Source organism: Halorubrum sp. 2020YC2, assembly GCF_018623055.1.
In the GTDB taxonomy this organism is placed as follows: Archaea; Halobacteriota; Halobacteria; order Halobacteriales; family Haloferacaceae; genus Halorubrum.
In genome coordinates, this window is the sequence record NZ_CP076019.1 from 2,618,249 (window position 1) to 2,630,591 (window position 12,343).

Annotated in this window: 8 protein-coding genes; 4 read left to right on the top strand and 4 right to left on the bottom strand. The window is 68.8% G+C overall.

Features of this window, described 5'->3' with window-relative positions:
- Nucleotides 1–107: 107 nt before the first annotated feature.
- On the bottom strand, nucleotides 108–1,325 hold the full coding sequence (locus KI388_RS13110) for a twin-arginine translocase subunit TatC (protein WP_215087039.1): 1,218 nt from the start codon (nucleotides 1,323–1,325) through the stop codon (nucleotides 108–110).
- A gap of 139 nt (nucleotides 1,326–1,464) precedes the next feature.
- Here KI388_RS13110 and KI388_RS13115 point away from each other — a divergent pair, with 139 nt between their 5' ends.
- Complete coding sequence (locus KI388_RS13115; RefSeq protein ID WP_215087040.1) at nucleotides 1,465–3,696, top strand: twin-arginine translocase subunit TatC; 2,232 nt, start codon at nucleotides 1,465–1,467, stop codon at nucleotides 3,694–3,696.
- 87 nt (nucleotides 3,697–3,783) lie between these two features.
- On the top strand, nucleotides 3,784–6,735 hold the full coding sequence (gene uvrA, locus KI388_RS13120; RefSeq protein ID WP_215087041.1) for an excinuclease ABC subunit UvrA: 2,952 nt from the start codon (nucleotides 3,784–3,786) through the stop codon (nucleotides 6,733–6,735).
- A gap of 284 nt (nucleotides 6,736–7,019) precedes the next feature.
- Here the strand turns inward: uvrA and KI388_RS13125 are convergent, their stop codons facing one another.
- A complete protein-coding gene (locus KI388_RS13125) occupies nucleotides 7,020–8,348 on the bottom strand; it encodes a methyl-accepting chemotaxis protein (protein ID WP_215087042.1) in 1,329 nt (442 codons plus the stop codon).
- A gap of 171 nt (nucleotides 8,349–8,519) precedes the next feature.
- On the opposite strand from KI388_RS13125, the gene KI388_RS13130 reads away from it, so the two are divergent.
- On the top strand, nucleotides 8,520–8,750 hold the full coding sequence (locus tag KI388_RS13130; protein WP_215087043.1) for a hypothetical protein: 231 nt from the start codon (nucleotides 8,520–8,522) through the stop codon (nucleotides 8,748–8,750).
- A 46-nt stretch (nucleotides 8,751–8,796) separates the two neighbouring features.
- On the opposite strand, the gene KI388_RS13135 is transcribed toward KI388_RS13130, so the two are convergent.
- Nucleotides 8,797–9,045 (bottom strand): hypothetical protein, encoded by a 249-nt coding sequence (locus KI388_RS13135; RefSeq protein ID WP_215087044.1) that lies wholly within the window; start codon nucleotides 9,043–9,045, stop codon nucleotides 8,797–8,799.
- 78 nt (nucleotides 9,046–9,123) lie between these two features.
- Nucleotides 9,124–11,157, bottom strand: coding sequence for a helix-hairpin-helix domain-containing protein (locus KI388_RS13140; RefSeq protein WP_215087045.1), 2,034 nt, complete (start codon nucleotides 11,155–11,157; stop codon nucleotides 9,124–9,126).
- A 166-nt stretch (nucleotides 11,158–11,323) separates the two neighbouring features.
- Here KI388_RS13140 and larE point away from each other — a divergent pair, with 166 nt between their 5' ends.
- Nucleotides 11,324–12,307, top strand: coding sequence for an ATP-dependent sacrificial sulfur transferase LarE (gene larE, locus KI388_RS13145; RefSeq protein ID WP_215087046.1), 984 nt, complete (start codon nucleotides 11,324–11,326; stop codon nucleotides 12,305–12,307).
- Nucleotides 12,308–12,343 lie beyond the last annotated feature (36 nt).

Sequence of the window (12,343 nt, forward strand, 5' to 3'; positions counted from 1 at the left end):
CGTCGTGGAGTCATCAGCAACGACTTATAAACAATCGACTGGGGCTTCAGAAGCGTTCACCTCCACTCCGCGGTCGACTACTTATAAACAACCGACAGCGACCGGATCTAGTTCCCGGTCCAGCGCAGCACCGCGAGCGTTCCCTCGAAGAGAGCGATCATCGTCAGCGTCACGATGATCGGCGCCATCCCGGTCGGGTCGGGGCTGAAGAGGAAGGCGACCCCGAGGAACGACCCCCAGAAGATCAGCCGCTTCGACTCCAGCCACCGCCGCGTGACGAGGTTCATCATGATCGCGAGCATGATGAAAAGCGGGATCTGGAAGACGATCGCCATGAACGCCAGCATGATGACGATCAGGTTGAACGTCTCCGCGAGTCCGAAGGCGATCGTCGCCGCGTCGGAGGTGTAGGTGGTGAAATACGAGAAGATCGCGGGCAACACGAGGAAGTGCGCGAACGCGATTCCGACCCCGCCGAGGACCAGACTCGTGGGAACCGCCGCGAGGTAGTAGCGCCGCTCGTTCTCGTAGAGCCCGGGCTTCATGAACCGATACGTCTGGTAGACGAACGCCGGGAGTCCGACCACGACGCCCGCGAGGCCGGCGACCTTCAGCCGGGTGAGCGGGAGTTCGAGCGGACCGTACAGCCGCGGCCGGTTCTCCAGCGGCGCGGGGATGTGGTAGCTCCAGAAGTAGTTGATCAGCTCCGTCGACTCGGTCACCACGACGAGCGTCGCGAGCCCGCCGACGAGGAACACGACCGCGAGCCGGCGCATCATCTCCTCGATGTGGGCCGCCAGCGGCATCTCCTCGTCCGTCTCCGGCCCCTCGATGCCGCCGAACGACTCCTCGTCGTCGACGGCCTGCGGAGCGTTCGCGGCCGGCGGGGCGCCCGCGGCCGTCTCCGGGGTGCCGCCGTCGCCGGCGGCCGCGGTGTCCGCGGTCGCGGCGTCGTCGACCGACCCCTCGTCGCGCTCGCTCCCGTCGTCGAGGGCGTCCGAGCGACCGGCATCGAGGGCGTCCGAGCGACCGGCGTCCTCGGCCTCGACCACCTCGTCCGGGTCCGAGAGCGTGTCCGGCCGCCCGTCGGCGGACTCGTCCGCGTCGCCCTCGACGGACCCGTCCGCGTCGCCTTCGGCCGCCCCCACCTCGGGTTCGACCTCGGCGGTCACCTCGGACTCGACTCCCTCGGACGCCTCCGAGTCGGTGGATCCGTCGCCCTCGGACGCCTCGTCGACGGCGCCGTCGCTTCCGGGTTCGCCCTCATCGGTCGACCCGTCGGCGGCGGCCGAGTCGTCGTCGCGCGACCGGTCCGAATCGTCCATTCAGTTGCTACACGCGACCGGGCGGTTATCAACCTTTTCGGATAGCGGCGCGGCTGACCGTCCGACGGTGGGGTCCGGACGGTCGGAGACCCGCCCGCGGTCGAAAAGGTTGATAACGGCGACGGCCTTCGCCTCCCGTATGGCGAGCGCCCTCGACGAGGACACTCAGCGGTCGATCGCGGAGGGCCGCGACACGGCGAAGGCGTTCCTCCGGTCGATTCAGAAGGACCTTCAGAAGGTGTTCCTCGTCTTCTTAGCCGGCTTTATCCTGACGTTCTGGGCGCTCCGCGTGTACATCTGGGACTGGCTCCGCGACGTCACGGAATCGGAGATGAGTCCCGCGGTCGCCGCGGAGGCGGACATCATCGCGACGACCCCGTTCGAGGTGATCCTCCTCCAAGCGAAGATCGGGCTCATCCTGGGCGCGATCATCGCGATTCCGCCGCTGATCTACGTCACTCGCGACGAACTCCGCGCCCGAGGGATGTGGCCGCAATCGCCGGTCGCGCGGTGGAAGCTCGCCGGGCTGGTGCTGCTCGGCGCCGGGCTGTTCGCCGCCGGCGTCTCCTACGGCGTCTTCGCCTTCTTCCCGCTGATGTTCGGCTTCCTCGCGGAGTTCGGGCTCGAAGCAAACATCCAGCCCACCTACGGGATCGTGATGTGGACGGAGTTCATCGTCTTCCTCTCCCTTTCCTTCGGTCTCGCGGGACAGATGCCCCTCCTCGTCACCGGGCTGTCGTACGCCGAGATCGTCCAGTACGAGACGTTCCGCGACAAGTGGCGCTACGCGGTCGTCGCCATCTTCGTCTTCGGCGCGTTCTTCTCGCCGCCCGACCCGTTCACGCAGCTGCTGTGGGCGTTCCCGCTGACCGCGCTGTACGGCTTCAGCCTCTACCTCGCGAAGGTCGTCGTCACGGCCAAGCGGAGCTCCGACCAGATCGACGTACTCGGCGCCGTCCGGAACCACTGGAACGTCGTCGGGGGCGTCACCGTCCTCGGCGGCGCGCTCGTGTACGGCTTCTACGAGTACGGCGGCCGAACCGCGGTCAACGGTGTCCTCCGGCTCGCGGGGAGCAGCCGGCGGTTCCTCGCCCCGGGCGAGGGGCTCGGCGTCGACCCCGAGACAGCCCTCGCGATGTACGGCGTCGCGTGGGCGCTCGCGTTCGCGGTCGTCGCGACGCTGTGGGCGGTGTACACCGACCTCGACACCACGAGCGCGGGCTACCAGTACGGCGACCCGACGGCCGTCGACGTGGGCGGACTCAACGCGGCGGGCGTGCGGGCGGCCCCGGCGGACGCCTTCGAAGAGATGGAAGAAGAGGAGTCGCTCGCGCTCGCGCAGGCCGCGATGGACGACGACGACCCGGAGAAGGCGCAGGCGATACTCGACCGCTTCGACGAGGTGAACGACGGCGACGGGGAGGAGGGCGACGGCGACGCCTCGGAGGGTAACGGCGCCGCGAGCGCCGGCGGCGGCGGGGACGACGCCGACGACGGGGGGCTGATGGGCTCCGTCCGGAACCGGGGGTCGCGCGCCGGCTCGACGTTCCTCGCGGAGTTCACCGACGGCGACGGGGAGGAGGCGGAAGACGACATCGGCGGCTACTACACGGACCTCAAGTTCATCCTCGACTCGCTGCGGTCGGGGTCGTTCCGGATCGTCGCCGTCTTCGCCGTCGTGATGACGGCCGCGTTCACCTGGCTGTACCTCGGCGGACTCGGCACCGTCCGCGCCGACCTCGAACGGCGCGTGCCCGCGGAGGTCGAGGGCGGGATCGAAATCATCACGCTCCACCCGGTCGAGGCGCTGGTGTTCATGGTGAAGTTCTCGGTGATTCTCGGGGTCTTCGCCGCGTTGCCCATGGTGCTCTACTACGCGTGGCCCGCGCTCCGCGAGCGCGGCTTCGTCGCCGGGCGGATCCGGCAGGTGTACCTGTGGGCCGGCGCGCTCGGCGCCGGGATGGTCGGCGGCTTCGCGCTCGGCTACGCGTACATCGCGCCGGGACTCATCGGCTGGCTCGTCACCGACGCGCGCCTCGCGGACATGATCATCACCTACCAGGTGAGCGACTTCCTGTGGCTCGTCATCTACACGACGCTCGGGATCGGCTTCCTCGCGGACATCCCGATCGGGATGGTCTTGGCGAACAAGGCGGGCGTCCCCTACCGCGTGTTCCGCGAGCGCTGGCGCGAGGCGACCATCGCGACCATGCTGATCGCGGCGGTGTTCACCCCCGCCGACGTGATCACGATGTTCCTCGCGACGGTCCCGCTGATGGCGGCGTACGGGCTGGGCATCGCGGCGCTGTTCCTCGTCACCTTCGGGGGCCGGCGGAACCTCTCGCCGCCCGCGGAGTTCGTCGGGCGCTGAGCCGTCCGCCGCGCGGGGCGTTCCCCGCGGTATCACCCCCCGCGACCGACGGGTATTCCCGCGCGCGCCCGCAATGGCGGAGTAGAAATGAGCAAGGACTACATCGAGGTCCGCGGCGCCGAGGAGCACAACCTCAAGGACCTCGACGTCCGGATTCCGCGCGAGGAGTTCACCGTCGTCACCGGGCTCTCCGGGTCAGGGAAGTCGTCGCTCGCGTTCGACACCGTCTACGCGGAGGGGCAGCGCCGCTACATCGAGTCGCTGTCGGCGTACGCCCGCAACTTCCTCGGACAGATGGACAAACCGCAGGTGGAGTCCGTGGAGGGGCTGTCGCCGGCGATATCGATCGACCAGAAGAACGCCGCGAACAACCCCCGGTCGACGGTCGGGACCGTCACCGAACTCCACGACTACCTCCGCCTGCTGTACGCCCGGATCGGCACGCAGTACGACCCCGTCACCGGCGAGGAGGTGGGCGAGCAGTCCGCCCAAGACATGGTGAACCAGATCCTCGACCTCCCCGAGGGCACCCGGGCGAAGGTCGCTGCGCCGGTCGTCCGCGACCAGAAGGGCGCCTTCGAGGACTTATTCGAGGAGCTAGTGAGCGACGGGTACAGCCGCGTCGAGGTCGACGGCGAACCGGTCGACCTGACCTTGGACGACCCGGACCTCGACGAGAACTACGACCACACGATCGACGTGATCGTCGACCGCGTGCGGGTGGCGCCCGACGCCCGCTCGCGGATCACGGACTCCGTCGAGACCGCCCTCGAAGAGGCCGACGGCGCCCTCAAGCTTATCGTCCCCGACCCGCCCGAGGACGTGCCGTTCGCGTCGAACGCGCGCTCGACGGGGTCGCTCGCGGCGGACGCCGAGGGCGACGACCGGCTCGTCGTGGAGTTCTCCGAGGAGCTGGGCAACCCCAACTCCGACGTGCAGTTCTCCGCGATCGAGACGCGCTCGTTCTCCTTCAACAGCCCGTACGGCGCCTGCCCCGAGTGCGAGGGGATCGGCTCGACGAAGGAGGTCGACGAGGACCTCGTGGTCGAGGACCCCTCGAAGCCGATCAAACACGTGTTCGAGCCGTGGAGCTACGACCGCACCTACTACTCCCGCCAGCTCGACAACGTCGCGGAGCACTTCGGCGTCGACCTCGACGCGCCCTTCGAGGAGTTAGACGAGTCGATCCGGCGGCAGTTCCTCTACGGCACCGACGAGATGGTCCACTTCGAGTGGACCACGAAGAACGGCACCCGCGAGAAGACCGAGCGGTTCGAGGGGGTGATCCCCAACCTGGAGCGCCGCCACGTCGAGACCGACTCCGAGCGCGCCCGCGACCACATCGAGGAGTACATGGCCGTGACGACCTGCCCCGAGTGCGAGGGGACGCGCCTGAAAGAGCAGTCGCGGCACGTCCTCGTCGCCGGCACCTCGATCACCGAGGTGAACGAGCTGTCGATCGCGGAGGCCCGCGAGCACTTCGAGGGGATGGAGGCGGAGCTGAACGAGCGCGAGACGACGATCGCCGAGGAGATATTGAAGGAGATCCGCGCGCGGCTCGGCTTCATGGAGGAGGTCGGGCTGGAGTACCTCACGCTCGACCGCGAGGCGTCGACGCTGTCGGGCGGCGAGAGCCAGCGAATCCGGCTCGCTACGCAGGTCGGCTCCGGGCTGGTGGGCGTGCTGTACGTCTTAGACGAGCCCTCCATCGGGCTCCACCAGCGCGACAACGACCGGCTGCTCGACACCCTCGAAGGGCTTCGGGACCTCGGGAACACCCTCCTCGTCGTCGAGCACGACGAGGAGACGATGCGCCGCGCCGACGAGATCATCGACATGGGTCCCGGCCCCGGCAAGCGCGGCGGCCAGATCGTCGCGCAGGGCGACTTCGACGACGTGGTTGAGACGGACGACTCGATCACCGCCGACTACCTCGCGGGCCGGAAGGAGATTCCGGTGCCCGAGGAGCGCCGCGAGGCCGAGGGCGAACTCGTGGTTCGGGGGGCCCGCCAGCACAACCTGAAGGACCTCGACGTGCCGATCCCGCTCGGGACGCTGACGACCGTCACCGGCGTCTCCGGCTCGGGGAAGTCGACGCTCGTCAACGACATCCTCTACAAGGGGCTCGCCCGCGAGATGAACGACAACACCTCGGTCGACCCCGGCGAGCACGACGCTATCGAGGGCCTCGACGACGTCGAGACGGTCCGGCTCATCGACCAGTCGCCGATCGGGCGGACGCCGCGCTCGAACCCCGCCACCTACACGGACGTGTTCGACCACGTCCGGGAGCTGTTCGCGGAGACGAAGCTCTCCAAGCGCCGCGGCTACGAGAAGGGCCGCTTCTCGTTCAACGTGAAGGGCGGGCGCTGCGAGGAGTGCGGCGGGCAGGGCACCGTGAAAATCGAGATGAACTTCCTCTCCGACGTGTACGTCCCCTGCGAGGAGTGCGGCGGCTCGCGCTACAACGACGAGACGCTCGACGTGGAGTACAAGGGGAAGACCATCGCCGACGTGCTCGGCATGAGCGTCGCGGAGGCCCACGACTTCTTCGAGAGCCACCGCGGCCTCGAACGCCGGCTGAAGCTCCTGAAGGACGTCGGCCTCGGCTACATGGAGCTCGGTCAGCCCTCCACCACCCTCTCGGGCGGCGAGGCCCAGCGCGTGAAGCTCGCGGAGGAACTCGGAAAGCGCGCGACCGGCGACACGCTCTACCTCCTCGACGAGCCGACGACCGGCCTCCACAAGGAGGACGAGCGCAAGCTGATCGACGTGCTCCACCGGCTCGTCGACGCCGGCAACACCGTGGTCGTCATCGAACACGAGCTTGATCTGGTGAAAAACGCCGACCACGTGATCGACCTCGGGCCCGAGGGCGGCGACGGCGGCGGCGAACTCGTCGCGAGCGGCACCCCCGAAGCGATCGCCCGCGAGGACGCCTCGCACACCGGGCGCTACCTCCGAGACATGCTGCCGAAGATCGACCTCGAAGGCCCCCGCGACGACCGCCGGAAGCCCGCGGTGGCCGACGACGACTGACCCGCTGCTCCCGGTCGAGCGGGTGCCGTTTCTCACTATCCGAACGGCCCCGGCGATTACGCTCGCAGTTACCGAGATCGTCTCTGTGGCCGACTCCGTGGCGGCTATTGCGGTCGCTGAACGGTTCTTCCGGCCTGTAGACGGTTGTTCAGTAGTGACCACAGCGGGGGAGAACGTCTCACCGGTTGCGGATTCAGCAGCGCAATCAGCTGAGCGGATAGCCGGGACGGCCTACTTATTGCGTAGAGAGTGGTTCGAACTCGTGTTTCCCACGCGGAACGTTGTCAGACTGGGCTGTCCATGACTTCAGCGAGCTCCCTGTCGATCTGCTCGACCTGCCGTGTGAGACGAGTGACCATCTCTGATTGGCTCTCGTTTTCGTCTGCGATCTCTGCGATTTCGTCGTTAACGACCTGCGCCCGTTGAGAAACGTCGTCGACGGCACTCGAGATCTCTTCGGCTACACTCGCTTGGTCATCGGTCGCGTCCGCGATCTCACTAATCCCGCTTTCGGTCTGTTCAACCGCCCTCAGGATCTGCTTTTGATTCTTGAGAACGGCCTGAACGTCGTCCCTCGCGGACTGGATCTCGTCGTTGGCCGTGTTCATTTCGGCGGTCGTTTGGTTCGCCTTCTCTTTGATCTCGGTGACGATGTCCTCGATTTGAGCCGCTTGTTCCTGAGACCGGGTCGCGAGGCTCTTTACCTCGTCAGCGACGACCGCGAATCCGTCGCTGTCACTACGTGCCGCTTCGATGTTCGCGTTCAACGCGAGCATGTTCGTCTGTTCCGCGATGTCGTTGATCACCTCGACGAACTCCTCGACCTGTTCGATCTTGTCTTTCAGATCCGCGACCTCGTCCGCGACGGTCGCGGACTTGTCGGCTGTGCCGTCTACCTGATCAATGACCTCGCTCGCAGTATCGACGGACGCTTCCGCGAGATTCCTCGATTCGGCGCTTTGATTGCTAACCTCTTCGGCGCTGGAAGCGATCTCCTCGACGGTGGCACTAAACCCGGAGATATCGTCTTGTGTGCTTTCGAGTGCCGCTGCCTGCTCGGAGACGAGTTGAGTAATCTCGTTCGAGCGGTTCGTGACTTCGGTCGTCGACTCGCCCAACTGTTTCATCGACATCTCGACGTTGTCCGAGAGTTCTTCTTGGAGGTCTGCCAAGGACTCTCGCTGCTCGACGACGGTGGTGACGTCGAAGAGCAACTCGACTGCGCCAACGACTTCCCCGGTGGGCGTTTGGATCGGCGTCCCGATCGCGCGGGCGTGTGCCTTCGTGCCGTCCGGTCGTTCCGCGGATCGGAACTCCTCTTCGCGGATCGGGGTGCCGGTACGGACGACCTTCTCGGCGAGGGTTTCGTCCTTCCCTTCGGTTCCGAACACGTCGTAGGCGTTCATCCCGACCGCTTCGCTCGCTGACAGTCCGAGGAGCTCCGCTGTAGCCGCGTTCCATTGAGTGATGTCGCCGTTAGAGTCGACGACGAACGCCGCTTCGGGCAGTTCCGAGATGAACTGCTCGAACGTATGTCGCCAAAAGCGCCCATCGGATTCGGTAGCTGTCTCTTTGAGATGCTCGTTTCGAGTGTTCTGTGTAGTCTGTCCCATGCCGATCGGTTCTGATGGACTTCATTGGGGGTTTCGCCCTTAGTATTGTAATTGATAACTCATCGGTCGATAGGCGGTAGCTACGGCACAACGCACGGTGGCGAAGCCGGATGTCAACGGGAACGCGGGAAGGCGGCGGAAGTCCGGCCGCTCTCGCGGGTCGCGAACGGCGTGTCGACGGCGCGTGGCGCCGTCGTCAGAGAGGGGTTCGCGGACGCCACCGTGACCCCCGAGGATCTCTCGGCCGGCCGAGTCCGGTCCGCGTCAGGTTTGCTCGCAGCCGCGCTGACGGGCAACGAGGTCGAGTTGGCGGACCGGAGAGCGCGTTCGTCACCGCGACGGCGGGCGGTCCGAGCGCCGGTGCTGGCTGCGACCGACGGCGACGCGTGGTCGCTCGTCTGACTCTGGGCCGCAGCGGGCCGGATGCGCGCGCCCGCAGTCCGTTGATCTACCCCGCCGTCGGGCGACGACCGGACGATCCCGTCGCGCTCGCAACGACGAGGAGCGCGATCAGGTCGACGGTGAGCGCCGCGATGGCGCCGAAGCGGAACAGGATGACGAGGCAGAGTATCGCGACCGCGAGACCGACGGCCGCGCGACGAGCGCGGTCGCGGTCGGGGAGCAAGCGGGACACCTGAACGCCGACGCCGACCTGCGCCGCGAAGAGGAGGACGCCGAACGGGGACACGGCTGGCATAGTTTCGGGTTCGACGGCGGGAATATGAACGTACCGGCGGTGACGGCGCGCGCGCGTCAGGGACTGCCGCCGAACCTCTCAGAACTTCTCCAACAGGTCGCCGTAGAACTCGCCGCCGCGGTCGTCCGCGAGCTTCTCAACGATGAGCTCCGGCGTCGACCGCGCGAGGTGCCCCTTCTTCGGCGAGCGGTTCACCCGGAGTTCGCCGTCGACGAGCCCCGCGGCCTCGATGCCGTCGACGGCCACCTCGAAGTCCGCGGCGTCGCTGATCTCGCGGGCGAGGTGGGAGACGAACACCGCGGTGGCGTCCTGATCGTCGAGCGCCTCCAAGATGCCCGCGATGATCTTCGCGGAGGCGCCCGGCTCGGTGATCGACTCCAGCTCGTCGACTAAGACGAGCCGGCCGTCCGCGCCGTCGACGAGGTCCCCGAAGTCCCGGAGCGTCGCCTCGAACGCGCCCGCGTCGAGGGTGCCCTGCGACTTCGCGTAGTAGTGGATCTCCTCGAACCGCTCGACCGTGGCCGACTCGGCGGGCACGGGCAGTCCCATCTGCGCGAGGACGACGACGAGGGCGACCAGATCGAGCGTGGAGGTTTTCCCGCCTGAGTTGACCCCGGAGAGCAGCGTCGCGCCCAAGACGGCGTAATCGACCGGCTCGACGTCCGCGAAGTCGACGTCGAGCAGCGGGGAGCGACCGCCCTCGATGCGGAAGCCCGCGGCCGCGTCGCCGTCGGCTTCGGCGTCGCCCGGGTCGACGACCTCGGGCATCGCGCAGTCGAAGTCGCGCGCGAACCGCGAAATCGCGAGCTCCACGTCGAGTTCCAAGGCGTTCCGGACCAGCCGCTCGACCGGCTCGCGGAGGTCCCCGAGGTCGCTCGCGAGGTCGGCCTTCAGCTTCGCCGCGCGGCGGTCGCGGGCGGCGGAGAGTTCGGTGCGGAGCCGGGAGACGGCGCTCTCGTCGTGGTCGACCGGGAAGGAGGGGTCGCCGCCGAAGACGCGCTCGGCCAGCTCCGCCTCCTCCGGCTTCAGGCGGAGGGCGTCCGCGAGGTGCTCGCGGGCGGCGTCGACCGCCGCGTCGTACTCGTCGGCCAGCTCGCGGTCCAAGAGGGAGTCGACGCGGGCGCCCTGCTCGACGAGGGAGAGGAAGTCGGTCCCCTCGATGGTGACGTCGCGCTCGCGGATCGCCTCGCGGAGGCGGTCGTCCGCGACGGACGCCGCGGTCGACACCGCGGCGTCGAGGTCGTCGACGGCGGCCGTCAGCCGGTCTAACTCCGCGTCGCCGGCGATGGTCCCGTCGTCGTCGAGCCGCGAGAGCGCGTCGCGCAGCCGGTCGATCTCGACCGGTGGGTCGGCGTCGCCGCCCGAGACGGGCTCGCCGACCGCCGCGGCCGCCTCGTGGACCGCCGCGGCCGCCTCCAGCCGCTCGCGGTTCTCCGCGAAGAAGGCGAGCAGCCGCTCGGGGACCGTCTCGGCCGGGGTTTCGAGCGCGTCCGGCCGGACGACCACGTCGCCCTCCACGTCGAGCCCGGCGAACGACTCGTCTAAGACGATCACCGACGCGTACGAGCGCCCCAGCTCGGAGACGTCGCGGGCGTCCTCGACCGTCTCGACGGAGAGCTCCGGCACCTCGGCCTCGGCGCGCGCGAGCGTCTCGGCGTCGGCGGTCGCGAGGCAGCGGTCGCGGACGCGGACGGTCGGCGGGTCGGAGAGGGGCGCGCAGTCCGCGAGCGCCTCGCGGACCGCCGGGTCGGGGTCGCGGGCCGTCGCGTCGGCCGCGAACGCCTGCGCCTCCGCGACCCGCGAGGCGGACGCGCTCGGGTAGAACGTCTCCAGCCGCTTCGCCGCGTAGTCGGTGACGGTGCGCTCGCGCAGCAGGTCGATCGCCTCCCGGTACAGCTCGCGGGCGCGGTCGGTGGCCAGCACGCGCCCGTCGTCGTCGTGCCGGCGGCGGATCGCTCCGCGGGCGATGCGGGCCGCGCGGGCCTCGTTGACGCCCGGCGCGCGGGCGATAGCGGCCACGTCGCCGGACTCGACGGTCGCGACTGGGTCGTCCAGTTCGCGCAGGGCCGCCGCCGTCTTGGCGCCGACGCCGGGGATCGCCTCCAGCTCCATCCACTCGCCGGTATCGCGGCAACGGTCTAAAGCGTGCGGGTCGCTCCCGCGGGGCGGCGGTGCGAGGGACGCGACCGGCGGAGGGGTGCGACCGGCGGAGGGGTGCGACCGGCGGGATCGGTTCCGCGTGCGACGCCCTTTTTCGCGCCCGCCGCGAACGCCGGCCATGAGCCAGGACGCGCGGGCGGCCGGCGACGGGTCGCTCGCACCCGAGACGGCGGCGAAGGCGGCGAGCGCCCGCGACGCGCTCGCGGAGCGCGACGGAGTCCTCGTCGCGTTCTCGGGCGGCGTCGACTCCGCGGTGGTGGCCGCGCTGGCGCGGGACGCGCTCGGCGGCGACGCCGTCGCGTGTACCGCCCGCAGCGAGACGCTCCCGGCCGCCGAACTCGACGACGCGAAACGGGTGGCCGAAGAGATCGGGATCCGCCACGAGACGGTGACGTTCTCCGAGCTGGACGACCCGAACTTCGTCGCCAACGACGGCGACCGGTGTTACCACTGCCGGACGATGCGGCTCGGCCGGATGTACGAGACCGCCAAAGAGCTGGGGATCGACACCGTCTGCGACGGGACGAACGCGGACGACCCCGGCGAGGGGCATCGCCCCGGGCTGCGCGCGGTCGAGGAGTTAGCCGTGTTCTCGCCGCTGCTCGACGCCGGGATTTCGAAGGACGAGGTCCGGGCGATCGCGGAGTCGTACGACCTCTCCGTGGCCGACAAACCCTCGATGGCGTGTCTCTCCTCGCGGATCCCGACCGGACTGGAGGTGACGGAGGAGCGGCTGAGTCGCGTCGAGAAGGCCGAGCGGGTGCTCCGCGAGTGGGGCTTCGAGGGGTTCCGCGTCCGCGACCACGACGGCCTCGCGCGCGTCGAGATAGCGCCCGACGAACTGGAGCGCGCGCTCGACCCCGCCTTCGCGGACGCCGTCCACGAGCACCTCACCGACCTCGGCTTCGAGTACGTCACCCTCGACATGGCGGGCTACCGCACGGGGAGCGTGAGTCCGGGCGGCGAGGCGGGAGACGGCGGCGACGGAAGTTCGGACGGCGAGAGCGTGGACGATGAGAGCGCTGCCGGCGACGAGAGTTCGGACGGCGGCGAGCGTTCCGACGACGACGGCGTCGACCTCGGCCGCCGGTACCCGCGCTGAGAGGGGACCGCGACGAGACGGGAGCTGAGCGAGACC

Excerpts from the sequence above, each read along its gene's own strand:
- KI388_RS13110 (WP_215087039.1), bottom strand. The coding sequence starts at position 1,325 with ATGGACGATTCGGACCGGTCGCGCGACGACGACTCGGCCGCCGCCGAC.
- KI388_RS13115 (WP_215087040.1), top strand. The coding sequence starts at position 1,465 with ATGGCGAGCGCCCTCGACGAGGACACTCAGCGGTCGATCGCGGAGGGC.
- uvrA (WP_215087041.1), top strand. The coding sequence starts at position 3,784 with ATGAGCAAGGACTACATCGAGGTCCGCGGCGCCGAGGAGCACAACCTC.
- KI388_RS13125 (WP_215087042.1), bottom strand. The coding sequence starts at position 8,348 with ATGGGACAGACTACACAGAACACTCGAAACGAGCATCTCAAAGAGACA.
- KI388_RS13135 (WP_215087044.1), bottom strand. The coding sequence starts at position 9,045 with ATGCCAGCCGTGTCCCCGTTCGGCGTCCTCCTCTTCGCGGCGCAGGTC.
- KI388_RS13140 (WP_215087045.1), bottom strand. The coding sequence starts at position 11,157 with ATGGAGCTGGAGGCGATCCCCGGCGTCGGCGCCAAGACGGCGGCGGCC.
- larE (WP_215087046.1), top strand. The coding sequence starts at position 11,324 with ATGAGCCAGGACGCGCGGGCGGCCGGCGACGGGTCGCTCGCACCCGAG.